The organism is Chitinophaga fulva (assembly GCF_012927205.1).
In the GTDB taxonomy this organism is placed as follows: Bacteria; Bacteroidota; Bacteroidia; order Chitinophagales; family Chitinophagaceae; genus Chitinophaga; species Chitinophaga fulva.
The window spans coordinates 342,623-367,195 of record NZ_JABBGC010000004.1 but is presented as its reverse complement, the minus strand read 5'-3'; the positions used below and the strand labels follow the sequence as shown (position 1 = coordinate 367,195).

22 protein-coding genes and 1 other RNA gene are annotated in these 24,573 nt (G+C 48.3%); 10 read left to right on the top strand and 13 right to left on the bottom strand.

Going from position 1 to position 24,573, the window contains the following annotated elements; genetic code table 11:
- Nucleotide 1 precedes the first annotated feature (1 nt).
- On the bottom strand, nucleotides 2-997 hold the full coding sequence (locus HHL17_RS29930) for a stage II sporulation protein M (protein ID WP_169228508.1): 996 nt from the start codon (nucleotides 995-997) through the stop codon (nucleotides 2-4).
- 115 nt (nucleotides 998-1,112) lie between these two features.
- Between HHL17_RS29930 and HHL17_RS29925 the strand changes: the two genes are divergently transcribed.
- Nucleotides 1,113-1,856, top strand: a complete 744-nt coding sequence (locus HHL17_RS29925; protein WP_169228507.1) for an RDD family protein — start codon at nucleotides 1,113-1,115, stop codon at nucleotides 1,854-1,856.
- 63 nt (nucleotides 1,857-1,919) lie between these two features.
- On the opposite strand, the gene HHL17_RS29920 is transcribed toward HHL17_RS29925, so the two are convergent.
- From HHL17_RS29920 to HHL17_RS29910, 3 genes are all read right to left on the bottom strand, one after another.
- On the bottom strand, nucleotides 1,920-2,339 hold the full coding sequence (locus tag HHL17_RS29920) for an RDD family protein (RefSeq protein WP_169228506.1): 420 nt from the start codon (nucleotides 2,337-2,339) through the stop codon (nucleotides 1,920-1,922).
- A 98-nt stretch (nucleotides 2,340-2,437) separates the two neighbouring features.
- Nucleotides 2,438-2,863 (bottom strand): RDD family protein, encoded by a 426-nt coding sequence (locus HHL17_RS29915; protein ID WP_169228505.1) that lies wholly within the window; start codon nucleotides 2,861-2,863, stop codon nucleotides 2,438-2,440.
- Nucleotides 2,864-2,904: 41 nt separating this feature from the next.
- Nucleotides 2,905-3,336 carry a DUF5684 domain-containing protein gene (locus tag HHL17_RS29910; RefSeq protein WP_169228504.1) on the bottom strand — a complete coding sequence of 144 codons (432 nt, stop codon included), beginning with the start codon at nucleotides 3,334-3,336 and terminating at the stop codon, nucleotides 2,905-2,907.
- A gap of 238 nt (nucleotides 3,337-3,574) precedes the next feature.
- Here HHL17_RS29910 and ffs point away from each other — a divergent pair.
- The 5 genes from ffs (at nucleotide 3,575) to HHL17_RS29885 (ending at nucleotide 8,972) form a co-directional block, all read left to right on the top strand.
- An RNA gene (ffs, locus tag HHL17_RS29905) (signal recognition particle sRNA small type) lies at nucleotides 3,575-3,674 on the top strand.
- Nucleotides 3,675-3,802: 128 nt separating this feature from the next.
- On the top strand, nucleotides 3,803-4,453 hold the full coding sequence (fsa, locus tag HHL17_RS29900; RefSeq protein WP_078667044.1) for a fructose-6-phosphate aldolase: 651 nt from the start codon (nucleotides 3,803-3,805) through the stop codon (nucleotides 4,451-4,453).
- A 94-nt stretch (nucleotides 4,454-4,547) separates the two neighbouring features.
- The gene (gene glpK, locus HHL17_RS29895; RefSeq protein ID WP_169228503.1) at nucleotides 4,548-6,044 is read left to right on the top strand and encodes a glycerol kinase GlpK; all 1,497 of its coding nucleotides are present in this window, start codon (nucleotides 4,548-4,550) and stop codon (nucleotides 6,042-6,044) included.
- 11 nt (nucleotides 6,045-6,055) lie between these two features.
- Nucleotides 6,056-6,769, top strand: coding sequence for an MIP/aquaporin family protein (locus HHL17_RS29890; RefSeq protein ID WP_169228502.1), 714 nt, complete (start codon nucleotides 6,056-6,058; stop codon nucleotides 6,767-6,769).
- An 889-nt stretch (nucleotides 6,770-7,658) separates the two neighbouring features.
- Nucleotides 7,659-8,972, top strand: a complete 1,314-nt coding sequence (locus HHL17_RS29885) for an NAD(P)/FAD-dependent oxidoreductase (RefSeq protein ID WP_169228501.1) — start codon at nucleotides 7,659-7,661, stop codon at nucleotides 8,970-8,972.
- A 109-nt stretch (nucleotides 8,973-9,081) separates the two neighbouring features.
- Here HHL17_RS29885 and HHL17_RS29880 read toward each other — a convergent pair whose 3' ends face one another.
- Entirely contained in the window at nucleotides 9,082-10,374 is a 1,293-nt protein-coding gene (locus tag HHL17_RS29880; RefSeq protein ID WP_169228500.1) for a type IX secretion system plug protein, read from the bottom strand.
- A gap of 94 nt (nucleotides 10,375-10,468) precedes the next feature.
- On the opposite strand from HHL17_RS29880, the gene HHL17_RS29875 reads away from it, so the two are divergent.
- Nucleotides 10,469-11,704, top strand: coding sequence for an ABC transporter permease (locus HHL17_RS29875; protein ID WP_169228499.1), 1,236 nt, complete (start codon nucleotides 10,469-10,471; stop codon nucleotides 11,702-11,704).
- Between the two features lie 2 nt (nucleotides 11,705-11,706).
- Here HHL17_RS29875 and HHL17_RS29870 read toward each other — a convergent pair whose 3' ends face one another.
- From HHL17_RS29870 to HHL17_RS29860, 3 genes are read right to left on the bottom strand one after another with little or no spacing between them, the layout of a single operon-like run.
- Nucleotides 11,707-14,028 (bottom strand): hypothetical protein, encoded by a 2,322-nt coding sequence (locus HHL17_RS29870; protein WP_169228498.1) that lies wholly within the window; start codon nucleotides 14,026-14,028, stop codon nucleotides 11,707-11,709.
- On the bottom strand, nucleotides 13,994-15,019 hold the full coding sequence (locus HHL17_RS29865; RefSeq protein WP_169228497.1) for a hypothetical protein: 1,026 nt from the start codon (nucleotides 15,017-15,019) through the stop codon (nucleotides 13,994-13,996). Before HHL17_RS29865 ends, HHL17_RS29870 begins: the two co-directional genes overlap by 35 nt.
- Nucleotides 15,020-15,028: 9 nt before the next feature.
- Nucleotides 15,029-15,769 carry a TrmH family RNA methyltransferase gene (locus HHL17_RS29860; protein ID WP_394353307.1) on the bottom strand — a complete coding sequence of 247 codons (741 nt, stop codon included), beginning with the start codon at nucleotides 15,767-15,769 and terminating at the stop codon, nucleotides 15,029-15,031.
- A 131-nt stretch (nucleotides 15,770-15,900) separates the two neighbouring features.
- Here HHL17_RS29860 and tamL point away from each other — a divergent pair, with 131 nt between their 5' ends.
- Nucleotides 15,901-18,306, top strand: a complete 2,406-nt coding sequence (gene tamL / locus HHL17_RS29855) for a translocation and assembly module lipoprotein TamL (protein WP_169228495.1) — start codon at nucleotides 15,901-15,903, stop codon at nucleotides 18,304-18,306.
- Here the strand turns inward: tamL and truB are convergent.
- Nucleotides 18,287-18,982: a tRNA pseudouridine(55) synthase TruB gene (gene truB, locus HHL17_RS29850; protein ID WP_169228494.1), complete on the bottom strand. Its 696-nt coding sequence runs from the start codon at nucleotides 18,980-18,982 to the stop codon at nucleotides 18,287-18,289. The genes tamL and truB overlap by 20 nt on opposite strands.
- Nucleotides 18,983-19,112: 130 nt before the next feature.
- On the opposite strand from truB, the gene HHL17_RS29845 reads away from it, so the two are divergent.
- Nucleotides 19,113-19,910 carry a class I SAM-dependent methyltransferase gene (locus HHL17_RS29845; protein WP_169228493.1) on the top strand — a complete coding sequence of 266 codons (798 nt, stop codon included), beginning with the start codon at nucleotides 19,113-19,115 and terminating at the stop codon, nucleotides 19,908-19,910.
- 78 nt (nucleotides 19,911-19,988) lie between these two features.
- Here the strand turns inward: HHL17_RS29845 and HHL17_RS29840 are convergent, their stop codons facing one another.
- The 3 genes from HHL17_RS29840 to HHL17_RS29830 form a co-directional block, all read right to left on the bottom strand.
- Nucleotides 19,989-20,720, bottom strand: coding sequence for a shikimate dehydrogenase family protein (locus tag HHL17_RS29840; protein WP_169228492.1), 732 nt, complete (start codon nucleotides 20,718-20,720; stop codon nucleotides 19,989-19,991).
- 94 nt (nucleotides 20,721-20,814) lie between these two features.
- Nucleotides 20,815-21,579: a phosphosulfolactate synthase gene (locus HHL17_RS29835; RefSeq protein ID WP_169228491.1), complete on the bottom strand. Its 765-nt coding sequence runs from the start codon at nucleotides 21,577-21,579 to the stop codon at nucleotides 20,815-20,817.
- Between the two features lie 181 nt (nucleotides 21,580-21,760).
- A complete protein-coding gene (locus HHL17_RS29830; protein ID WP_169228490.1) occupies nucleotides 21,761-23,182 on the bottom strand; it encodes a tetratricopeptide repeat protein in 1,422 nt (473 codons plus the stop codon).
- Between the two features lie 149 nt (nucleotides 23,183-23,331).
- Between HHL17_RS29830 and HHL17_RS29825 the strand changes: the two genes are divergently transcribed.
- The gene (locus tag HHL17_RS29825) at nucleotides 23,332-23,730 is read left to right on the top strand and encodes a hypothetical protein (protein WP_169228489.1); all 399 of its coding nucleotides are present in this window, start codon (nucleotides 23,332-23,334) and stop codon (nucleotides 23,728-23,730) included.
- Between the two features lie 167 nt (nucleotides 23,731-23,897).
- On the opposite strand, the gene HHL17_RS29820 is transcribed toward HHL17_RS29825, so the two are convergent.
- Nucleotides 23,898-24,548 carry a hypothetical protein gene (locus HHL17_RS29820; RefSeq protein ID WP_169228488.1) on the bottom strand — a complete coding sequence of 217 codons (651 nt, stop codon included), beginning with the start codon at nucleotides 24,546-24,548 and terminating at the stop codon, nucleotides 23,898-23,900.
- Nucleotides 24,549-24,573 lie beyond the last annotated feature (25 nt).

Below are 24,573 nucleotides of genomic sequence, written 5' to 3'. Positions count from 1 at the left end.
TTTACTGCTTTGAACGGGGCAATGGAACCATCACTTTACCGCTCTCGCTAAGGCGGTATCCTTTACGGTGCAGACGGATGGGATATACAACGAAGTAGCCTATCATAAACAACAATGAACCCGCGAGTATGAAAAGGCTAAGCCACAACGGCATTTCAGTATAACGGGTCACAAATCCTTCAAGGAAAGCGGCCACCACGAAAATAGGGATCAATGTCACCATGATCTTGATGCCATCTTTAGCGCCTTTACGCAGTGAATCCAACCGTTTGCGTGTGCCGGGAAACAGGAGGCTCTTCCCCAGGATAATACCCGCGCAGCCGGAAATAACGATACTGGAAATCTCCAGCGTTCCGTGTATCCAGATCACCAGTATGGACTTGAAGCCCAGGCCGTGCGAAAAGAAAATATACTGGAACACGCCGAGCATAATACCGTTATGCAGCAACAGGTACAAAGAACCCGCGCCAAGAAAGATACCGCCTACATAACACATCAGCGATACCCGGATATTATTGATGGCTATCTGCAGGAACATCAGCAACGGGTTGCCTTGCTTATATACGCCGAAAGGGTCGTTATTCGCGATGTTCCGTTCTGTCATGTTTACATATTCATCTCCCAGAAACCCCCTGACAAATGTTTCATCATGCGCTGAAGAAAAAGCACCGATAATACAGAACAACAGGAAAAAACAAAGCGTAAACAGCAACAGGCGGTGATACTGCCGGAACAACAGCGGTAGTTCATACCGGAAGAACAATTGAAAACGGCCTACCTCTTCTTTGCGGTTCTGATAAATACGCTGGTAAATACCGGATGCCAGTCCGTTGATATAGCGGGTTACTTTACTGAAGCTATAGAATGTTTTGGCATAAGAGAGATCATCCAGTAAGGAAACAAATCTTTCCGCCATTTCATCGGGGTCCTCCGTTGGCTCCTCCTGGATCTGTTTCCAGCGGGGCAAATTTTTCTTGATAAACAACGATTCTCTCATAATGAGTCAAATTCCCTTTTTTTGAATCCGGATATCTACCTACAGTATAAGGGGGAGTATCGGGCAAACATACTAAATCGTTTAACAATATATAAACAAATATGTAAATTTGAGTATGAGCAACATAAAAATACCAACTTCCTTTAACATTGACCTCGAATTTGAAACGGCGGATGCGATGACGCGTTTTCTCGCCTGGCTCATTGATTTCGGGATCAGGGCGGCTTATGTCCTGTTGGCATTTATAGCCATTTCAGCACTTAATATAAATTCTGACGCCAGAATGGCGTTTATCATATTGGTCGTGTCGATACCTGTCATGTTGTATTTCCTGGTAACGGAAATAGCCATGGGCGGGCAATCGCCTGGTAAAAAAATGATGCACATGAAGGTGGTGAGCCTTTCCGGCAATCAGCCTACCGCAAGCCAGCATCTTATCCGGTGGATATTCCGGATGATAGAATCCCCGCTGATGGCAGGGCTGTTCTTTATACCTGTGATCCTTCCGATAGTGACCATGTCCCGTACCCCTTACAATCAGCGCCTGGGCGATCTGGTGGCCGGTACTATAGTGATCAATACCAAACGTAAGGGCAGCATTGAAGAAACCATTTTCCGGGATATGTCGGCCTCCGACTACCAGCCACAGTTTCCGCAGATCATGCGGTTATCTGACCGGGATATGAACAAGGTGAAGGAACTGCTCGACAAAGCGCTGCTGGCCGGAGATGAAGTACTGGCGGCCAAAGTGGCCCATCGCGTAAAAGAGGTGTTGCATATTCAATCCGATTTGCCCAATACCAGTTTCCTGGAAACCGTATTGAATGATTACAACTACTACACCACGCGGGATAACTGAGGTGAATTATATTCAAAAGCGAGGCCGAAGCATTGCACTTCGGCCTCGCTTTTTTAAACCGTCTTATTTGTTTTTGATCACGGTTGTATTCGTCCACTGATCGTGCCATGGCACACCGAACAGCGCTGAGAAAGCTTCAAAAGGGACCAGTCTGGAGAAGATCCGGCCAAATGCCTGCCCGATACTGATCGGTCCTTTGTCCAAATTTACCACGCGGGTGTTGGTCGCCATTTTTCCAATGGTGCGGCCGCCGGCAAATGCTTCCATGCAGACAAAATACCCAATGTACCAGATAATCAGAAACGGCAATAACAACAGTGCGCCCGGAATAACATTCAGCAATAGCGCCATGCCGAGATCAATGATAATCATGTCAATGAACAGGTTGGCAAAACGTTGTCCTTTAGAGGCATATTCAAAAATGACGGGGTCCTGCAGATCAGACAGCAGGTCAGTAGAATGGGATTTGTCAATTGATTCCATAGGGGATAAAAATTTTCAGAAGATGTTTTCAAAAACGAAGACCGAAGCGGGATATCCCTGCTTCGGCCTTTCTTTTTGAAGAAGATATTTGCACTGACTTATTTGCCTTTCACTACAGCGGTGTCAGTCCACGTATCGTGCCAGGGGGCATCACCAAACAGCATGCTGAATGGTTCGAAAGGCACCCATCTGCAAACGGTACGGAGCAAGATCCTGCCGGTAGTAAGTGCTTCACCGTTGGTGCTTACCACACGGGTGCCGGTTACCATTTTACCAACGGTACGTCCGCCGCCGAATCCTTCCATGCCGGTGTAATAAGCAAGGTTAACGACGAGGCCGATCCCGATGGCTTCAAAAGTTCCTAATCCCAGTATCGCGGCAAATATATTCTGAGCTACGCCCAGAATAACACCATCGATAAGCAGATTAGCAAAACGTTGCCCTTTGGAGGCGTGGTCGAAGGCTACCGGTTCCTGCAGATCAGAAAGCAGGTCGGAGTTTTTGGCTTGGTTAAATGAATCCATAGGTTGAAACAGTATATAGAATTAAAAAATAGATTTTACAGTTAAACGAGTTTTTGACCGATTGAATTGACATCCTGTTGTGGCCGGGGAGCGTTGGGGTCGCCTGCTGGCCCCTGATACACAATAGTCCGGTCGAATGCGATAATAGCGATGAAGATATAGCCCAGGAATATCAGTCCCAGCGTAAAGCCAAGGCCTTTCCCGAAACTTTTACTGAGCAGGTCCATTGCCATAATGGCGAAAACAATGTTCACAACGGGGATGCAAAACATCAGCAACCACCACCATGGTTTGCCGATAATCCTCAACAGAATAAGTGTGCTGTAAATGGGGATAATGCATTCCCAGCCTTCAAAACCGGCTTTCTTGTATACTTTCCACATACAGATAACGGAGAAAACAGCAAGACCGAGGCAAAACCAAAGGAAGGGGAGCATCATGGCAAAAACGGCACCACTATTGGTGTTGTCCATAAGGATATAGTTTTGAATGAAAGAATAAAGACAGGCGGCCGCCACATGTTCCAGCCCGCTGTCTGGGATTAAAACGTCAACAAGATACACAAAAATTCAAGTATAACAATTGCGGTGCATACATATTTGGTTGATTTTTTAACCGGAAAATAATACACTATAGAAGCTGACCCAACATTTTTTTTGAGATTTCTTTTACAAAATTTGGATTTTCAGTGGATTGCATTACCTTTGCAACCGGCAAGTCTTATACGACCAGCTCCTGCTGAACTCCCCCAGGACAGGAATGTAGCAAGGGTAGGTGGTTGAAGCGGTGCGATATAAGTAACTTGCCTTTTTTCTTTTTTAAAGGTCATTAGTTGCTCGTCAGTAGTCATCTGGTTACTATTTGCTCACCTCTTCGCTAATGACAGTGTACTCCACAAAATGACGCAAATCGAGTCTTACAAATCTAATTCTTAATAGTATGAAATTCTTTATCGATACAGCCAATCTCGATCAGATAAGAGAAGCTCATGATCTCGGCGTACTGGATGGTGTTACCACCAACCCGTCACTGATGGCCAAAGAAGGTATTAAAGGTGAAGCCGCTATCCTGAAACATTATGCAGACATCTGCGAAATCGTGGACGGAGATGTGAGCGCGGAAGTGTTTTCTACTGATTTCAAATCTATCGTGGAAGAAGGTAAGAAACTGGCCGCTATTCACCCCAACATTGTGGTGAAAGTACCGATGATCAAAGAAGGTGTAAAAGCCATCAAATGGTTTTCTGAGAACGGTATCCGCACCAACTGCACCCTCGTGTTCTCTGCCGGTCAGGCTATCCTGGCTGCCAAAGCCGGTGCTGCTTACGTATCTCCTTTCATCGGTCGTATTGATGACAGCAACTGGGACGGTGTTGAACTGATCGCACAGATTGCACAGATATACAGCCTGCAGGGCTTCAAAACGGAGATCCTCGCAGCATCCATCCGCAGCGCCCTCCACATCGTAAAATGTGCGGAAGTAGGTGCTGACGTATGTACCTGCCCGTTAGATTCCATCCTCGGCCTGCTGAAACATCCGTTAACGGATATCGGCCTTGCCAAGTTCCTGGAAGATGCCAAGAAAATGTAATTTCCAAGATATTTTTTAGATGGTGTATCCCCGGTGCAGTTCTTGCGCCGGGGATTTTTTTTGTAAATTGTTAACCACTAAAACCATTAACCGGATGGGGAAATACATTCTTGCGCTGGACCAGGGCACCACCAGCTCCCGCGCCATCATCTTCGACCACGATGGCAGTATTAAGGCTACTGCACAAAAAGAATTCAAACAGATATTCCCCCAACCCGGATGGGTGGAACATGATGCCATGGAAATATGGACGTCACAGGCCAGCGTAGCCGCGGAAGTGCTGCTCAAAGCCCGTATCTCCGGCGATAACATCGCCGCCATCGGTATCACTAATCAACGGGAAACCACCATCATATGGGACCGTAAAACCGGCAAACCTGTGCATAATGCCATCGTATGGCAGGACCGCCGCACCGCCGCCTATTGCGACAGCCTCATCAAAGAAGGCAAAGAACAACTGATCAAAGACAAAACCGGTCTCCGTATAGATGCCTACTTCTCCGCTACCAAAATCAAATGGATACTGGACAATGTTCCCGGCGTCAGACAAAAAGCAGAAGCCGGTGAACTGGCCTTCGGCACGGTAGACAGCTGGCTCACCTGGAACTTCTCCAACGGCCACCTGCACATCACCGATGTGAGCAACGCGTCCCGCACATTGTTGTTTAATATCCACGACATGAAATGGGATACGGAACTGCTCGCGCTTTTTGATATCCCAGCTTCCATGCTACCGGAAGTAAAACCATCCAGCGAAGTGTATGGCTACTCCGAAGCTACGCTCACCCCCTATCGTATTCCTATTGCCGGTATCGCCGGCGACCAGCAGGCGGCGCTCTTCGGACAGATGTGTACCGAGCCCGGTATGCTGAAAAACACCTATGGCACCGGCTGTTTTATGGTGCTCAATACCGGTGACAAACCCATCCCGTCCAAAAATAACCTGCTCACCACGGTAGCCTGGCAGATCAATGGCAAAACCACCTACGCCCTCGAAGGCAGCATCTTCATCGGCGGAGCCGTAGTACAGTGGCTGCGCGACGGCCTCGGCATCATCCGGCATTCTGCGGACGTGGAAAAGTTGGCCGCTACCGTACCCCACAGCGATGGCGTATACTTCGTGCCAGCCTTCGCCGGTTTGGGCGCCCCCTACTGGAACCAGCATGCACGTGGTACCATGGTAGGCATCACCCGCGGCACCAGTGCGGCACACATCGCCCGCGCAGCACTCGACAGTATCGCCTTCCAGACCATGGACGTGCTCAAAGCCATGGAAGGCGACGCCGGTATGCCCATCAGCGAACTACGCGTCGATGGCGGCGCCACCAGCAATAACCTGCTCATGCAGTTCCAGTCAGACCTGCTGCAGGTACGTGTGGTACGCCCGCATATCACCGAAACCACCGCATTAGGCGCCGCCTACCTCGCCGGCCTCGCCGTCGGATACTGGGACAGTATACCATCCATCGCCCGCCAGTGGAAGGTAGACGCTACCTTTGAACCCACTATGAAAACAACACAACGCCAACAACTTTGTAAGGACTGGAAACGTGCTGTGAGAGCAGCCCAGGCCTGGACAGAAGAAGCCTAAAAATTCCACACATGTCACCATTCTTAGCCGAAATTATCGGAACAGCTTTTCTCATCGCCCTCGGCGACGGCGTAGTCGCCAACGTAGTACTGAGCCGGTCCAAAGGCAACCAGGGCGGCTGGATCGTCATTACCATGGGATGGGCCATGGCCGTATTCGTCGGTGTGTTCTGCGCCGGACAGTACAGCGGCGCCCACCTCAATCCTGCCGTGACCATTGCGCTGGCCGTGAAAGGCTCCTTCAGCTGGTCGCTTGTACCATCCTACATCGCTGCCCAGATGCTGGGAGCTATGCTGGGCGCCGGCCTCGTATGGCTTTGCTACAAAAAACACTTCGACGCCACAACAGATGCCGCCAGCAAACTGGGCGTCTTCTGTACCATCCCGGCCATACGAACACCAGGCTATAATTTCCTCACCGAGTTTATTGCCACGCTCGTTTTTATACTGGCTGTCTTTTATATCACCAAACCCGCCAGTGGCATCGGTTCCCTCGATGCGCTGCCCGTAGCTTTTGTGGTACTGGCCATCGGCCTCTCCCTTGGCGGCCCTACCGGCTATGCCATCAATCCCGCCAGAGACCTCGGCCCGCGCATCATGCACGCTATACTGCCTATCTCCGGAAAAGGCGGCAGCGACTGGAGCTACGCCTGGATACCCATTGCCGGCCCTATTGCAGGAGCCGTAGCGGCAGCGGTAATATACAATGCCTTTCTGGCTTCATAAAACATCATCCCGTAAACCCAGGGCTGAAGCCCTGGGCTACGATGTTGTTCAAGATACCTCAGTGCATAGATTTCAAATTATAGGATAACAACATAGAGCATTCATCCTCCGGATATGCTCTATTGTTGACAGATCCGGAAGCAACAAAGTCATGTATCTATCACAGAAACCAGCGGTATAATATTACAATGCCGTCCTCCTTCCGTGATGGTGATGACTTGACTAATGCAGGCTGATACTTAAGGACCTTCTCCTAATCAGCCTGAATAACATCGTAGCCCAGGGCTTCAGCCCTGGGTTCCCGGAAATCATTCCCCGATATAAAACATAGCCCTCCCGTTGGCCCTGGGTTCCCGAAAATCTACTCCTCGATGTAAAACACTACCTCCATACCACATGGCCCCGGATTTCCGGCAGTCCATTCCCTGACGTAAAACACTACATCCATATCCCTTGGACCCGGATTCCCGAAAATCTATTTTCCGATGTAAAACATTACCTCCCTACCCCATACACCCCAATCCCCTGATACAAAACCTCTCCTCCCATGCCCCATGCCCCCGGATTACCGGCGATCTGTTCCCCGATACAAAACGTTGCCTTCCATACCCCACACGCCCCTGGTTTCCCACCCCCTGCCGCAAAACAAAAACGTCGCCTTTCATCAACCCGGATTTGACTCCCAGCCCTGCGATGCCTGAAATTCTTCCCCTCACGGGAACGCCTATTTTAAAAACCTGATATTTATCATGTAAGTAATTTTCATTTTTTTCTGAAAGTTTCGTAACTTTGATAAAAATTACTACTGGTACGGCATTTGAACTGCCGACAATATCAGAATGTTATAACGAGGCATGCCATATCCAAATACAAAATAAATAGATGAATTATGATCCAGCCTAACATTCCGGAATCAGCTCAACCGCGCGTAGTTATTGTAGGAGGAGGATTTGGTGGTATTAATTTGGCCAAACAGCTGAAACATGCTCCGGTTCAGGTAGTCTTACTCGACAGAAACAATTATCACCTCTTCCAGCCACTGCTTTATCAGGTATCTACGGCAGGCCTGGAACCCGACAGTATCGCTTTCCCACTCAGAGGCATCTTCAGAAAACAGAAAAACCTCGTCTTCCGTATGGCAGAAGTAACTGGCATCAAAGCAACAGAAAACATACTGGAAACAGGCATCGGTGACATTCGCTACGACTACCTCGTCTTCGCCACCGGCAGCAATACCAACTTCTTCGGTAATAAAGCCATCGAAGAAAATGCCATCGGCATGAAATCCCTGATCGAAGCAGTACAGATCAGAAACTATGTGGTGAAACAATTTGAAGAAAGTCTGCTGCTGAAAAACCCCGAAGAGATAAAACCTAAACTGAATTTCGTTATGGTAGGCGGCGGCCCCACCGGTGTGGAACTGGCAGGTGCGTTCGCTGAACTACGGAAATATATCATGCCTAAAGACTATCCTGATCTGCCCCAATCCCTGATGAATGTTTACCTGATCGAAGCAGGACCTAAACTGCTGGCTTCTTTCAGCGAAAAAACATCCGAACGCACCCTGCATGCGTTACAGGAACTGGGCGTTAAAGTGATGGTCAACACCGGCGTAAAAGAATATGATGGCCATACCATCACCCTCAGCAATGGAGAAACCATCGAATCACAATCCCTCTTGTGGTCTGCCGGCGTGAAAGGCGTACCGGTAAATGGTCTCCCGCAAGACATCCTGCTGCCTAACGGCCGCATTCTGGTCAATGAATTCAACCAGGTAAAAGGATATGAAAACGTATTCGCCATCGGCGATATCGCGCAAATGACTAACGACCAGCGCTTCCCGAAAGGATATCCTATGGTAGCCCAGGTGGCTATCCAACAAGGGAAAAACCTGGCACACAATATCCGCCTCATACTGGAGAAAAAACCACTGAAAGGCTTCTATTACAAAGACCTCGGCAGTATGGCCACCATCGGACGAAACAGGGCAGTGGCCGAATTTGCCAACATGCGGCTCAACGGCTACTTCGCCTGGATAGTATGGATGATCGTGCACCTTATGAGCCTGCTCGGCTTCCGTAATAAACTCGTGGTATTCATCAACTGGTTCTATCGCTACTTCACCTACGAAAGAGGCACCCGCATTATCATCAAACGTGGTGCAGCCAACATTGTGAAGCTACGGCAGACGGTAGGTGTATAATCAAACAAGGTTGTTTTGTTGTTATATAAATAGGTGTTTTATTGTTAAAAATGCAAAAGACCTGATGAGCATATCATCAGGTCTTTGCTTTATAACGTATCTCAACCGCTTACTTGCGGTTCAGCATAGAATTTAAGGTAACACTGGCCACCAGCTCATCTGCACGGCCGCCCAACGGACGGAAGTACAACAAAATAGTATAGTTGTTCTCCGTTTCCCACCAGTTGCCTTCCGTTAAATCAGTGTTGAATTTTGCGTTAGGCACCGTCTTGTCTACCAGCCCATAAATATAGTTGTAGTATCCCTGCTTCAGGAACAATGTTCCTTCATAAGCCCGGCTGGCGGCGTTGTAGGTCAACTTACTATTGCTGTTAAGCTCGTAGTCTGTCATCTCCCCAAAAATATACATATCATATCCGGCGTAAGGTTCAGGGGAGGCAAAAGAAAAATGTACAGATGCATAGTCACCCTCAAAATTAGGATTATAATCATCCAGCGTAGCCAGGTAATACTTACCATTGACGTCTTTGATGAACTGATATACCTTGTCAGCCCGCTCCACATCTGTCACGGCGAAAACATCTGTACTGTTGGCGTGATACTCCGACCGGTGCACCCGCTCCGTCTGTAAACGGAAACTTCGCAGATCTATCCAGCGGAACTCCTTCCCTGCGGGAATGACACAATCCAGCTCCGCATTGTACTTGATCACATTACCGTTAATAAACTGCGGCTTCAGGTTGGTGATAGCATTGTCCCAACGGTAGTTTTGCAGGATCACCACTTTGATCTGGTCAAAAGGATTCTGGATATTCAGAGAGCCGGTATTGACTTCGAAATTCACCTTCTGATGAGTGCGGAACAATTTTGGCGACACCGGCTGCTGGATAAATCCGGCAACACCGGCCTTTGATTCCACTACATACATACGGCGGGTAAATGCCAGCTGGGTGGTATCACTGTCCAGGTATACCTTCAGCAGATAGTTGCCCGACTTGACCGGATAACTGTTGGTGCCCGGCAACTGCACACTGTAGTGCGTATACCGCTGCAACGCTACAGACGACATCTTGTAATTAAGTATCCTTGTTTCAGAGAACCCACGCATGTAATCAAACTGGTTTACCTGAGCCGGTGTCCAGTCTGCGTTACAAAGGATAAAAGAATAATAGTAGGTTTTCACATCGTTGTCCATGTCATCAAAAGACAGCTCCAGTTTCTCCCCTGTACCAATGGTATACATGGGCATACTCAGCGGATCGCCCTGCTGATTGAATTTGACGGACTTGATGTTGTTGTGGTAAATATGGTCCGGTGTAATGACATTTGCCTGCGCCATCACCCTGCCGGTAAACAGACAGGCTGCCAGGACCACCCATGAAAGAAAAGCTGCTATACGCATACTGGCTATTTGGTTGTATTCAAGTTACGATTATTTGCTTATTTAGAGATTTGATTTTTGATTTCCTACATTTGCTTTAATCGAAATCAGTTCAATGGAATTATCTGCTTTTATTGCCAGAAAGATCGCTTTTAACAAAGCTTCCTCTTTTTCGAAGTTCATCATCAACATCGCTGTAGCTGCTACCGCAGTCAGCGTGGCGGTAATGATTCTGGCAACAGCCCTGGTCAATGGTTTTCAGCAGGTCATTCAGGACAAGATTTTCAGCTTCTGGGGACATCTTCACGTCAATCAATACCAGCCTAATGCCGGCCCGCTGACCGAAGAAATACCCTTCACCTCCAGGCCTACCCTGATAGACAGTATCAAAAAAGTGCCCGGCGTAAAGTCCATCTATCCTTATGCCACCAAATCGGCCATTATCAAATCCGAAAAGGAAATCAACGGCATCATCTTCAAAGGGATAGATAAAAGCTATGACTGGCCACAGTTGCAGCGGTTCATTCAAACCGGCCGGCCACCCCGTTTTAATGATACCAGTTATGCACCGGAAATTATGATTTCCACCAACATGGCGAAAGAACTGCAGCTAAAGGTCGATGATAAAGTAATCATCTACTTCATACAGGGCGGCGGACTACCGCCCCGCGCCCGCAAATTACAGGTTTCCGGCATCTTTAAAACCGGTATCGAAGAATATGACAAGACTTATGTTATCGGTGACCTGAACCTCGTTCGCCGGCTCAACGACTGGGAACCCGCACAGGTAGGCGGTTATGAGATCATGCTCCAGGATTATCATAAGATGGACACCACCGCCCGCATCATCGACAACAACGCGCTACCCGATCAACTTTTTACCCGTACCATCCGCGATATCTATCCCAATATTTTCGACTGGCTTCAGTTACAAAACCAGAATGAACTGATCATTATTGTGATCATGACCATCGTGGCTATTATCAACATGATCACCGCCATCCTGATATTGATACTGGAACGGACTAACATGGTAGGCATCCTCAAAGCATTGGGCATGCGTAACTGGAAAATCCAAAAGATATTTGTGTTCCAGGCAGGGTACATCATCCTCATGGGGATCCTCATCGGCGACTTCTTCGGGCTGGGGCTGGCCTTTATGCAAAAGGCCACCGGCATCTTCAAACTCCCGGAAGAGTCTTACTACATGTCGATGGCCGCTATCGATATCAGATGGCCGGAAATAGTGCTGATCAATCTGGGCACACTCACCATCTGTGTATTGGTGCTACTGATCCCGTCGCTCATTATCCGGAAAATCATGCCGGTAAAAGCCATCCAGTTCAAATAACTTTATCTTCCGCTCTTCACGAAGTCGCGCAGATAACTGCATTGCCCATATACCTCCTGGTACAGGCGTGTCTGGGAATAGTTGTTCCGCAACACAGGGAAATAACGGTTACGTACCAACGCTGCGTAATACTTATTGCCATCTTCCATAGGCGTAACATGTTTCTGATAACAACGCGCTGCCATAAAGAAACATTTGGCCCTGAATTCAGGATCTGTGGCTACTTGCGCGGCTTTCAGATAATAACCTTCCGCACCATAGGCACCAAAATACTGCCGCTCAAAAGGATCTTTTTCACACTCCGTGGTGTACCACCCTGTAGATGGCCGGTAGCGGCTTACAAAGTTCCACGTTCTGCCGTAATAAGTGATATTAAACAGGCCTGTCGCATATTCGTAGTAAACCTTCGCATCCACAGGCGCTACTTTCATTTTTTCCTGCAAGGCTAACATCTTATCGCAGAACTGTAACTGTGTAATGGCTTTGGGATAGGCCTTTTCAGGTGCATCGTCCGGACCGAAATCCTGAAACAGCTCCTTGAATACAAGGTAAGAAGAAGCCATCTTGCCGGCTTTTCTAAACCACTGTTGCGCGGTTTTGAAATCATGCACGCGCAGGTAACTTTCCCCGAGGGCTGCGTTCAAATCTACTTCTTTGGGGAAAAAGCCGGTCAGGTAAGTCTCGTAAGGCGTTTTACCGGTAGCTTTCATGAAATTGTGCAGTTGCAGCAGCTGTGCGCTGTTCATCTCATCGCATATCTGGGCCGTCGCTGACTGGCCGGAGAGGAAATAATCATATACGTTCAGGCTATCACAACGGCCACGGACCAACGCTTCTTTGGCAAAGTCCTTCTGCTGATGATACTTAGGCGCCAGGATTGCACCCAGCAGGTTACGATATGTTTTGCTGAAAAACCTGTCACGGCCGGTCGCCCACCACTCTCCTTGTCGCGGTGCGGCCGCCAGCTGGCCGTCCAGCCATTTAAAGGTGCCCAGTAATTTATCTTCCAGCTCTTTGTCGATGGTTTTATGCTGGTTGATGTTGATCAACAAATTCACCACCTCCCACTGATTACGGATCTCCGGTTCTTTGCTGTTTACCTTGTCCAGCTGCGCCCTCGCCACATCATAGTCGCGGCACATATAGGAGAGGTAGGCGGAGTTCACTTGCCAGAAAGCGAGGTCTTTTACTTTTCCTTTTTCGATCACACTGTTCATCCAGCCCACCAGCGGGCGTATCTGGGTATTGGCGATGGTAGCCATTTCAGGAGGAAGCGTCACCAGCCCGGCCATAGATACGGAATCGGTAGAAGTGGAAATGGTCCTGTCGAGAAACCGGGATTCCAGTTTGCTGATTTCACGGCCCATCAATACCGTCAACGCCGGAGATGCAGGATCGAACCCATACACCTTCTTCAGTGGTTCCAATGTGATCTCATCTTTCCGCATGCCATAAATAGCCGCTACCATGGCTTTTTCGCGGTTATCTTTACAAAGATTGTACACTGCTTCTTCCGGAGCGTTGCCCCATCTCATACTGGTATAACAGCTGATACGCAATGCCGGCGCCTTGTCGAATACACGGGAAAACAGATACGCACCTTGTATAGAGTCGCCCATATGCTGCACAGCACCCGCTTTCAGCGCCAGCGCTTTGTAATACATCAGCGAGGAACCTCCTTTCTTAAACAGCTTATCGAAGGTGGTGGCGGCATCTTCATACCGGCCACTGTAATGCAGCAGCCTTACCTGCTGCAAAGCATAACGTTCACGAAGGTCTTTGTTGCTGGTTTTCTCATACAGTTCAGCCGCCTCTTTTCCCAATGCCTCCATGGTAGGCATATTGCGGGTAGGCGGCGTCCATGGGTCGATCTGGCTCACAGACGGCTCACAGGTTTTCGCAAACAACAGGTAGCGGGCAGCCTCCTGGTTACGTTCTTCCTGCAGGAACTGCGCAAATGTATTTTTACGCACACTGTCAGGCAGGGAAGCGGTGCTGCGGGTGGCCACCGCCGACATCTCATCTTTGGTATAGGTGTAGATGTACTCCCGGATATCACCGACTTTTACCTTATCCCCGGCAAACCGTTGCCAGTCGCTCACATTCACCTCCATTTCCGAAGGCGTGGTGGCGTCATCATAAAAAGGGCTCATGCCGGTATAATAAAACGGCTCATACCCTTTTCCCGACTGATAAGGATTAAAAAAGGAGATGTAATAATCATAGGGATCTGCATCCGGTCCGCAGGACAGGGTATAGATCACATTGCCAAACAGCACGGCACAAAAGCTAATGGAAAAAACGATAAATTTTTTGTAGTTCATCCAACGGATAATTATGAAGGGTTACTGAATCCAAATGATAAAAAATAACAACAGGGTCATAATCCTGTCGTTGCCGGGCTACCATGCGGGAAACGGCTTCCAGCACAGCGGGCTCGCTGGTTTCACGGCGGACAACATTGCCTGCTTTTAACAGGTAGCCATTTACCACACTATCTTTCCGGACGGTGTAAACGTATTTCCCCGATGGCGCAAACAGTGCGGAGTCCTGAAGGTCTGTGTTTCCGATATTACGGAGGATGCCGGCATAACGGCCATCCCTGAACAATACCGACCAGTCGAACAATGGTAAAGCAATATCCAAAGGTACCGGATAAGCGGATACCCTGTCATTGCCGATATAAGATTTCATGGTGTTTTCATCCAGGATGGAGTTATGGTCTCCCGCTTTCCGCAGATCACCCATATTGTAACACATCAGCAGACCTTTGTCCACCGGTGGCACGCCGCTGTTGGTCAAAAACTTCACCTGGTGCATGCGGATAGTGGCTGACAGCTGACGATGGCGGAAAAAAGATTGCTCCCGCAGCTGTTGCAGAAAAGCAAAGTAGGCATCCCGGGAAGTACGCGTCCAGTCGCAGTCCATCTGTACTTCCGGAATACGGCCGGTAGGAATATTATAACACAACTGCTCCAGCAGCCGGTTAATATTGGCAGCGAGGGCAGTATCCGGCTTGGTCCACACTTCATTTACGATGAATACCACCGGGATGATGTCAATACTGTCCGGCAGGGGTACCTGCTCCCGCAGTATCGCGACCGGTATGGGTTTCCCTGTCCCGGGGTCAACATCGGTATCAAACATTTTAACGTACAGTCTCCTGGCCGGCAGTCCACGCAGGTATTGCATCTCGTGGGCATTGCCGGTCCATGTCTGTTTCCAATAATAAAAAGCAGGCGTTATCTGTCGCGGCGCGGGACGTTGGCAGGCGAAACACAGTATCAACAAACACAAAAACAGATATCGGGACATGACAGTCAGTTAAATCAATAATCTGCCACAAATAATGCCGGCGGCTACGGCTGCATTCAGGGACTCGGCGCCTCCAAGGCGCGGGATGGTAATGCGATGGGTAGCCTGGGCGATGGTCTCTTCCATCAGTCCCCGGCCTTCATTACCGATCAGGATAATCCCTTCGCGGATGGTGGTAAAGCGGGTGATGTCCTCTCCATGCAGGGTGGCGGCGTAGGAAGGTAATTTACTTTCTTCCAGCAGCGTCCGGAGGTCCATTTCCTTCACCTGTACCCGGGCAATGCTGCCCATTGTGGCTTGTATGGTTTTGGGATTATAAACATCCACACAGTCCGGGGAAACGATGATCTGCCGGATGCCAAACCAGTCGGCTATACGAATCAGCGTGCCCATGTTGCCGGGGTCCTGGATGGCTTCGAGCGCCAGTACTACGGTGCCTTCCGGCGGGAGCCCCCCATCTGCCGGTGGCATATCCAGCAGGGCCATGGCGTTGTTCGGCGTGGTAAGTGCCGAAAGTTGTTTCAGGGTGGCGTTATCCACTTCTATTACGGCATCTGCCGGCAAACGGTCCAGGAGCTGGCTATGCTGAAGCAACCATGCGCTGGTGGCATATACGGCTTTCACTGGCATGCCCGCCTGTAGTAGTTCCTGTACGATCTTGTCTCCCTCCGCAATATACTGGCTGGATTTTTGACGGTTTTTTTTGTGCTGTAATGATTGAATATATTTAATTTGCGCCTTTGACAACATGAGGCCAAACCTACACGATTTCTTTTAATCAGCCAAGAAACAGGCTGCCGGAGGTAGGGTTCAGTATTACCATTTAAAATATTATAACGTTTTCGCCCGTGATGCAGCCGCCACCCAATTCAAGGACTTCTTTGCTGAGATATTTGCTGCTGCTGGTTGGGATACTGGCTTTGGGCGCATGTTCCAATACCAAATACCTGCAACAGGACCAGACTTTATATGTCAGCAGTACTGTAGATGTAAAAGGCGATATCCTCAATTCCGAAAAACAGGATATCCGCAGTTCCTTGTCTTCCAAGTCACTGATGACCCAGCAGCCCAACAAAAAACTGCTGACTACCCGTATTAAGGTATGGCTGTTCAATCAGAAATATAATGAGAAAAAATCCAGCTGGTTCTGGAACATGGTGCTCTCCAAAAGAAACCTGGAAGCACCGGTGATCTACGATTCCGCCAAAACAAAGGAATCCATTTCCCGCATGACCAGCTACCTGCATAATCAGGGCTTCTTCTACGCTACGGTGACAGCCGATCCCAGTGAGAAACGGCGCAAAACCAGTGTTACCTATAAAGTGAATACCGGCCGCAACTTCGTACTCGATAAAATCACCTACGAAGTGCCCGACACCAATCTCCTCGCCATTGTGCAAGCCAACCAGGACCTGTCGCTCCTGAAAAAAGGTATCGCCTACAAATCGGCCACCTTATCATCGGAAAGGGAAAGGCTCACCCGCGTCATCCGCGATGCCGGCTACTACAAATTTGGCCGCGATGCCATCGAATTTGAAGTCGATACCCTCAATAAAGCGCTGTTCCGCAACTCCCTCAACCCCTTTGAAGGATTTGTGAACATCTTCACGGAAAACAAAGGCCGCGAAAAACCCACGATGGACGTGGAAGTAAGGATTAAAAACCCGGAAGACTCAGCCTTCGCGACCTGGCAACGCTACCATATCAGCAAAATTTACGCATATCCTGACTTCCCGCTCAATGGTAATCCCAACGATTCCACCCTCAGGGAAGACAATCGCAAATACATTACCATCCGTTCTCACCAGGATATCCTGAAACCTAAAACACTGTCCAAATCCATCCTGCTGAGACCCGGAGAAACGTACTCCCTGCAGCAGTACAATAATACGGTCAATAAACTGTATGACCTCGGCGTCTGGCAGTTCGTCACCCTGCAATACAAGGAAAACAAGGATACCGCACACGGACTGGATGCTTATCTGTTCCTCACGCCCCGGCGCAAACAGGAACTGGGCATCAACTTCGAGTTGAGTAACAGCTCCGACTATACGTTAGGTTCCGGTGTCAGTCTCAACTACAGGCATATCAATCTCGCTAAAAGTGCTACGCAGCTAAGTATGAGCCTCAACACCGGCATTGAACTGGTGAATAAACCGGTCGAAGGATGGGTGTTGCAATCGAGGGAGTTTGGCGGAGAGATGAGTTTTACCTGGCCCCGCTTCGCGCTACCGTTCAATATCCGGCAGGCGGCCCGGTCCAATGTAAAAACCAGGCTTACTTTCGGCGCTAACTTTCTGTCACGTATTGAGAAATTCGACATCACCAGTATCAACCTCTCCTATGGCTATGACTGGAACGAAAGTTTATACAAACGCTGGATAGTAAAACCATTTACCCTCAACTATGTGGGCGTAAACCTTGATCCTAACTTTAAGGCTACGACCGTAGACCCCAACCCATATCTGAAGCGCAGCTTTGAACCGGCATTGATCGGCGGAGAAAGCGTTTCGTTCATCTACAGCAACAATGACCTGCTGCACCAACGGCATTACAGCTATTTCAGGGCAAACATTGAAGAATCTGGATTGTGGCTGAATGGTATCAATAGCCTGGTAGGTATGGCTGCCGGCAACAAATCAAATATTGAATCCCTCACCAAAGTAAATATTTCCAATTTTGTGAAGATGGAGGCCGACTACCGTCACTACTGGCGGCTGGGCATTCATAGCGGGCTGGCTACCAGGATATATGCAGGTGTGGGCATCCCCTACAGCACATCAACAGTACTGCCTTATGTAAGACAGTTCACCTCCGGTGGTCCCAACAGTATCCGCGCTTTCCGCCTGCGTACACTGGGCCCTGGCTCCTACAAGGACACTTCTTCCAGCGCCCAGATATTCCCGGACCAAACCGGCGATATGAAACTGGAAGGCAACGTAGAATACCGGTTCGATCTGTTACGGATGTTTGGCGGCACCATCAATCTTAAAGGCGCCACCTTCGTCGATATGGGTAACATCTGGATGATCAAGAAAGATCTTACAAGGCCTGGCTCCGAATTCCGCTTCGACCAGCTCTATCACGATCTGGCGATCGGTACCGGCGCCGGCCTGAGACTGGATTTTTCCTTCTTCCTGATCCGCCTCGACTGGGGCATCCCGCTGAAAGTGCCTTATTACGCTGACAGCAACAATGGCTGGTATATCAGCGAGTGGGACCTCGGAAGCAGTAAATGGCGTAAAAACAATATTATCTGGAATATCGCTATTGGTTATCCGTTTTAGGCGCGCTGTTGGCAGATATAAATTCCTCCATATTGATGGCTTCTTCCAGCTTGAAAGCACCGATGCGGGTGCGGCACAAACTGCTCAGATAGGCACCACAGCCCAATGCAGCGCCATAATCGTTGGCCAGGGAACGTATATACGTGCCCGTGCTGCATACCACGCGGAAATGTACAACTGGCAATTCTATTTTAGTGATCTCAAATTCGGAGATGGTGATCTTACGGGGCTCCACTTTCACATCTACCCCTTTTCTGGCCAGCAGATAAATGGGTTTACCGTTTTGTTTAATGGCAGAATGGATGGGAGGCAGTTGCATAATTTCTCCTAAAAAACCTGCAGTAGCGGCTTTCAGGGCAGCCTCATCGATACCGGCAATGTCTTTGAAATTTTCCGGTTCAGACTCCTTGTCGAAAGTAGGCGTGGTGGCGCCGAGGGTAAAAGTACCGGTGTATTCTTTCTCCTGAGCCTGGTACTCATTGATCTTTTTGGTCATCTTACCGGTGCAGCAGATCAGCAATCCGGTAGCCAGCGGGTCCAGTGTGCCGGCATGCCCTATTTTGGCTTTCGTTAAATTTCTTATTTTGCGTACTACATCAAAGGAAGTCCATGTCAGCGGTTTATTGACCAGTATTACAGCTCCTTCCTGGTATTTCGTCTTATCGGTTGTTTGCATCCCGCAAAGATAGCTAAATCACGTTTAGCGCACCATATCCTGACTAACTACCGGTTATATAGTAAAATATTATAACCGATAACTATTAAAAGCTTGAAGCTTTTGCATAAATTCACGCAATTTTGCTATCATGTCATTAGAACACCATAAGAATGCTACGCTCCGTTATCAGCAACAGGTAGACAACTCACGCGATTACGTGATGCCGTTTATCCAGCAGGAATTTCCGCAGCTGGAAGGCCTTCGTGTCATGGAAGTGGGCTGCGGTGAAGGCGGTGTGCTCACCCCTTTGCTGGAAAAAGGCTGCCGCTGCGTAGGAGTAGACCTGGCGCCGGCCAGGATAGAACTGGCCAGAAGTTTTCTGGGGAAATATGAAACTACCGGGCAACTGAAGCTGATTGCCAAAAATATTTATGATGTTGATTTTCTGGGAGAATTCCGTAACTCTTTTGATGTAATCATCCTGAAAGATGCCATCGAACACATACCGGACCAGGAGAAAATTGTCGGTCACCTCAAACAACTGCTCACACCACGCGGACAGGTATACTTTGGTTTTCCGCCCTGGTACATGCCTCATGGCGGCCACCAGCAGATCTGTCATAATAAATTCCTAAGCATGGTGCCTTATATTCACCTGTTGCCTAAACCGGTTTACCGTGGCGTACTGCGGATGTTCGGGGAAGAAAATGATATCGTTCAGGAGCTGATGGATGTGAAATCCACCGGCATTTCCATCGAACGGTTTGAGCGGATCGTAAAACGTCAGGGCTATAAAATTACACAACGCCGGTTCTACCTGATCAATCCCATCTACAAATACAAGTTCAATGTCAGCGCCCGTGAGCAATGGAAGCCGGTATCGGCGATCCCCTATGTGCGTGATTTTGTGACAACCTGTATGTATTATATGATCAAGCCGCAGTAGCTGGTACAAACTGATAATCAAAGAGCGAAGATTTCCTGATGGAGGTCTTCGCTCTTTGATTTTATGATGATTTAACGGCTATTTGTTCCAGATATCCCAGGATGCTTCTGCCTGCAGGATCAGCATCTCATGCCCGTTTTTGATGCCAGCGCCTTGTGCGGCGCCTTTCTGCAGGAACAGGGTTTCTGCCGGATTATACACCAGGTCATACAACAGATGACTGGAGGTGATGTATTCATAAGGAATGTCCGGACAGGCGTCTACGTTAGGATACATGCCCAGCGGCGTAGTATTGATGATCAGTGTGTGGGCCTCCATGGTGGCCTGGTCCAGTGAGCTGTAAGCCACCGTTCCGTTACCGGGTGTACGGCTGGCCACTATATAGGCGATGTTCATTTCCTGCAGGGCATACGTCACAGCTTTGGCCGCGCCGCCGGTACCCAGTACGAGGGCCTTGTTATGATGCGGTTGCAGCAAGGGTTCCAGGGAATTTCGAAACCCGATCACATCAGTATTAAAGCCTTTCTTTTTACCGTCTTTAAAGCGGATGCAGTTGACAGCCCCAATTTTGGCGGCAGCGTCGCTGAGTTCATCGAGATAAGGGATCACCTGTTCCTTGTAGGGAATAGTGACATTCAGGCCGCACAGGTCCGGATGTTGGGCCAGTAATGCCGGAAACTCAGTGATAGCGGGTATGGGGAAGGTTTCATACTGGTGTCCGGCGATGTTCTCTTCTTCAAATTTCCGGGTAAAGAAACCTTTGGAAAAAGAGTGGCTGAGCGGATAACCAATAAGGCCGTATGTTTTCATGTGTTGTTTTTTAAAAAAGAAGAGACCTGATTATTTAGAATGTTTTGTTGCATTATAAATAATCAGGTCTCTAATATATCATTCCTTTACGGAATTATTCCTTGTCAAGAAACAGGTGGAAGGTATCACCTCTCAGGCCTACGCGCATCGCTTCGAGGGAAATCACCTCGTTGGGCGCCAGGTTACCGAGGTTAGCGTTGCAGCCTACCAGCTCCAGGAAGTACAGTTGTTGTGCTTTCTGTGGTGCTTCCCAGATGATTTTTTCAGCGGGGATCTGGGTCAGGATTTCCTGTACCAGGCCTTCGCGTACTTCACCGGTACCACGGTAGATACCAACGTTACCGCTTTCACGGGCTTCTGCGATCACATAGGTAGCGCCGGCAGACAGTTCCGCTCTCATTAATTCGATCCATTTATAAGGAGGAATAATATGTTCCGCGTCTTTGGAGCCTACTTCGCTCAGTACCAGGCCGATTTTGGACAGCTTTTCGATATAGCCGCACTTTTCAGCATGCGGGATGATGATAGAACCATCAGACACCTCCATGTAACTAATACCGTAATCCTGTACCAGCTTCACATATTCATCAAACTGGTTACGGATCAGAAATGCTTCAAACAAAGTACCGCCAAAATATACCGGAATGTTGGCCGACTGGTAAAGCTCAATTTTTGCGCGCAGGTTGGGCGTGACAAACGCAGTACCAAAGCCGAGTTTCAGGATATCCACGTGAGGTCCCGACGCCGATAAAAAATTTCTTGCTTCTTCCAAACTAAGCCCCTTGTCCATCACCATGGTAAGTCCATGGGTGCGGGGTTTCTGCGTCCTTTCCGGGATTTGTGTCAGATTAAAATTCATTTGAAATATTTTTATCTTCTTATAGGTCAGTAAAACACATACTATTTTCACCCGGGCAAGTTGGGATAGTGTAGCTGCAATTTTATTAACCGGAAATACAATGGCTTATGTCCATGACAATTTAAAAAGCCGGCGCAAAAATAAGAAGACTATACTTTATTTTAAAAGTAAATAACATTGGTTAACGTTTCTTGCGGTATTGAGCGATCAGGTCTACCACACTCACATGCTGTAATATGGCTGGATCCAGCTCCACCAGCTTTTTGAGGGCCTTAGGGGCCTGCTGCAGCGCGGTTTCCAGGTGCAGCAATCCTTCTTTGGTCTTGCCCTGCGCTATCAGGATAGCGGCCCGGTAATATTGGAATACCGGTTTACGGCCGGCTTTTTCTTCGGCGGCGGCCAGTTGATCGAGCGCTTCTTCCAGAAAACCAAATACATACAAGCCTTTTATAAGCTCCTGCCAGGGCAGCACGCTCTTCGGACGGATACGCACGGCATTCACGAAATAAAGCAATGCATCTTTCTCCTTGCCCAGCTGCAGGTAACATTCGCCGAGGCTCATATTATATTCTGCGTTCTGTTTGTTTATTTTCAGTGCGTTAAGCAGTGATTTGGCGGCATTGTCCCAGTTTTCCTCCATCATATAGGCCACGGCAATCTTGTAAAACAGCTTGTCGTCGTTGGGGCTCAGATGGGAAGCTTTCCGGTAGTAATAACGGGCCTGGGTATACTTACGCTGCCGCTCATAACAATGTCCGATGGCCTCATAGATCACATCTTCCGGCTTGGCGATTTCCAGGTGCTTCTGCAATACTTCGATCGCATCGGCATACTTACGCAAACGGATATAGGCATCGCCCATGTTACGGTAGGCGTAGTCAAATTTCTCGTCAATAGCCACGGCGTACTGATAGGCGTCTATCGCTTTTTCGTACAGCTTCAGCCCCTGATAGGCAGTCCCCAGGTTAAACCACGCCAGGTGGTTAAACGGATGCTCATCTATGATCCAGGTATGTAACCGGATACTCTCTTCGTTTCTGCCGGTAAACTCCGTCCAGAAACAGATCTTGTGCAATGCCTCCTCGTTGTTGGGTTCATGTTCCAGCGCCATCTTCAGGCAGTCGAACACTTTCTCAAACTCCTCCCAGTCATCATACACGTCAGACAGCTCCAGCAACAATTCCGTCTTGTCTTCCCCCTCAAATTGGTCAATCTGCTCATTGAGTACATCCGCAGCCTTCTGATGCTGGTTCAGTGCCAGGTACACGTCAGTCTGCAGGATATACAAATTGATATCGTTGCGGTCCAGCACGGCAGCTTTGTCCAGTAAATGAAGGGCTTCTTTGTACTTTTTGGTTTCTATCAGTAAGTTGGCTTTTTTCAGAAGAAGTGCAGAGGAATAGGGAAACTGCTCTATGGCTATTTCGGCGGCCTGTAATGCGATCGGCATTTCATCCTGCTCGTCATAATAGTCTATGATCTGCTCAAATGAGTCCTCGTCCAGAAAAGAGTGAGATTTACCCGCCCTCAGATTTTCAAACTGCTGCAACAAGTCTCTCAGATCATCAAAATCCTCGTTTAAAAAAGAAAAATCTTTACTCATTAATGTAAATATAAGACTTTTATGTTTCCACCAATTCGCAGTATTTAAAACCGTTTATAAATTTTTTAACATTTTATTAAGAATTTATTGTAATTTGCGTTAAGGATTTGTTATATAATAGATCGAAAAGTTTGTATATTTGTGTTACAATGAAAACGAAAATTCACATATCCAAGACTTTTTCATTGTCCTGCCTATTGGCGGGAGCTATGGCGCTGTTCGCCATTAGCGCACTGGCAAATAGCACCCTTTTGCCTACCGATAATGAAAAAGACAAGGCGAAAAAGACCGATAATGTCCATTTCGTGTTGAATACCGCCATGCCCAAAACCAACCTGGCCCTCGACGCCGGTTACAGGTTCACAGGCAGCTACAATTCAAATTTTAAGTTCACCAATACCAACGTGATCAATTTCCAGTCTGTAATGTCCTACACCAAGGGTAATACGACTTATGTTGTTCCTTACACTGTACAACCGATACAGCCTCCAGTGAACAACATGAACTTTCAAAAACTGCAGATTATCCTGCCGCTTAAGAAAGGCTGACCTTAACGTTTCTTCAAGTACAAATATGGGCCTATCAAAAAGTTTAACAACTTCTTGATAGGCCTTTTTCTTTTATATTTTTTCGGGAGATGTCCGGGCCCACGCCGGCTTAGCTGCTGCTTTGCGGAACATTTACCAGCCCACCGGCCGCCGCCCCGGCGTTTACCTTACTGCATCGTTTTCAGCTCTTCAGGGCTTACGATCTTGTAACCCGTCTTTGGCACATCAAAATAAGAAGCAGGGATAGGATACAGCTCTACCTTGGTGGCGATTACACGCATTTTAGAGCCCGTTTTGGTCACGATCTCAAATTCAAGGGGTATCCCTTTCAGGTTGACAAACCGGCGATTATAGTGCCTGTTTTCGGGCACTAAATCGGGGGTATAGTATACTTCAAAGGTGGTACCGTCCGGCATGGTGCCGATCGTCTTTTTACAGGTATAACCAGCAATCTGCCGGGTTTCAGCCTGATCTTTAAACTGAACATTTTCATACTGCTTCAGCTCTTTTTCATACTGCCCCTTATTGGCGCGGATGAGGTATTTGTTACCATGCTGGTCTATCAGCGTGGTCAAGGTTTCATCCTTACTATTGATCAGGTAGGTGTATTTGACAATGTTGAAGTCCATGTCTATCCTGCTCAGCTGGCCTCTCATGTACTGGGTGAGCGTGCTTCCCTCCTGCATAGCATCCATCTGGGCGCGCTCAGGCGGCAGATCTATCTTGTAAACGATCTTAGCATCGGAAATAACGCGTTGTGCCAGTATAGGGCTGGTTATCCACAGCAGGAAATATGTTAAAAACAACCGGTATGACATAGTCGTGGTGTGTTGGTTAGTGGTT

Excerpts from the sequence above, each read along its gene's own strand:
- HHL17_RS29920 (WP_169228506.1), bottom strand. The coding sequence starts at position 2,339 with ATGGAATCAATTGACAAATCCCATTCTACTGACCTGCTGTCTGATCTG.
- HHL17_RS29885 (WP_169228501.1), top strand. The coding sequence starts at position 7,659 with ATGATCCAGCCTAACATTCCGGAATCAGCTCAACCGCGCGTAGTTATT.
- truB (WP_169228494.1), bottom strand. The coding sequence starts at position 18,982 with ATGCAAACAACCGATAAGACGAAATACCAGGAAGGAGCTGTAATACTG.
- HHL17_RS29825 (WP_169228489.1), top strand. The coding sequence starts at position 23,332 with ATGAAAACGAAAATTCACATATCCAAGACTTTTTCATTGTCCTGCCTA.
- HHL17_RS29840 (WP_169228492.1), bottom strand. The coding sequence starts at position 20,720 with ATGAAAACATACGGCCTTATTGGTTATCCGCTCAGCCACTCTTTTTCC.
- HHL17_RS29890 (WP_169228502.1), top strand. The coding sequence starts at position 6,056 with ATGTCACCATTCTTAGCCGAAATTATCGGAACAGCTTTTCTCATCGCC.
- HHL17_RS29930 (WP_169228508.1), bottom strand. The coding sequence starts at position 997 with ATGAGAGAATCGTTGTTTATCAAGAAAAATTTGCCCCGCTGGAAACAG.
- HHL17_RS29860 (WP_394353307.1), bottom strand. The coding sequence starts at position 15,769 with ATGTTGTCAAAGGCGCAAATTAAATATATTCAATCATTACAGCACAAA.
- HHL17_RS29870 (WP_169228498.1), bottom strand. The coding sequence starts at position 14,028 with ATGAACTACAAAAAATTTATCGTTTTTTCCATTAGCTTTTGTGCCGTG.
- HHL17_RS29915 (WP_169228505.1), bottom strand. The coding sequence starts at position 2,863 with ATGGATTCATTTAACCAAGCCAAAAACTCCGACCTGCTTTCTGATCTG.
- glpK (WP_169228503.1), top strand. The coding sequence starts at position 4,548 with ATGGGGAAATACATTCTTGCGCTGGACCAGGGCACCACCAGCTCCCGC.
- HHL17_RS29880 (WP_169228500.1), bottom strand. The coding sequence starts at position 10,374 with ATGCGTATAGCAGCTTTTCTTTCATGGGTGGTCCTGGCAGCCTGTCTG.
- HHL17_RS29845 (WP_169228493.1), top strand. The coding sequence starts at position 19,113 with ATGTCATTAGAACACCATAAGAATGCTACGCTCCGTTATCAGCAACAG.
- HHL17_RS29925 (WP_169228507.1), top strand. The coding sequence starts at position 1,113 with ATGAGCAACATAAAAATACCAACTTCCTTTAACATTGACCTCGAATTT.
- HHL17_RS29865 (WP_169228497.1), bottom strand. The coding sequence starts at position 15,019 with ATGTCCCGATATCTGTTTTTGTGTTTGTTGATACTGTGTTTCGCCTGC.
- HHL17_RS29830 (WP_169228490.1), bottom strand. The coding sequence starts at position 23,182 with ATGAGTAAAGATTTTTCTTTTTTAAACGAGGATTTTGATGATCTGAGA.
- HHL17_RS29910 (WP_169228504.1), bottom strand. The coding sequence starts at position 3,336 with ATGGACAACACCAATAGTGGTGCCGTTTTTGCCATGATGCTCCCCTTC.
- HHL17_RS29835 (WP_169228491.1), bottom strand. The coding sequence starts at position 21,579 with ATGAATTTTAATCTGACACAAATCCCGGAAAGGACGCAGAAACCCCGC.
- HHL17_RS29820 (WP_169228488.1), bottom strand. The coding sequence starts at position 24,548 with ATGTCATACCGGTTGTTTTTAACATATTTCCTGCTGTGGATAACCAGC.
- HHL17_RS29875 (WP_169228499.1), top strand. The coding sequence starts at position 10,469 with ATGGAATTATCTGCTTTTATTGCCAGAAAGATCGCTTTTAACAAAGCT.
- fsa (WP_078667044.1), top strand. The coding sequence starts at position 3,803 with ATGAAATTCTTTATCGATACAGCCAATCTCGATCAGATAAGAGAAGCT.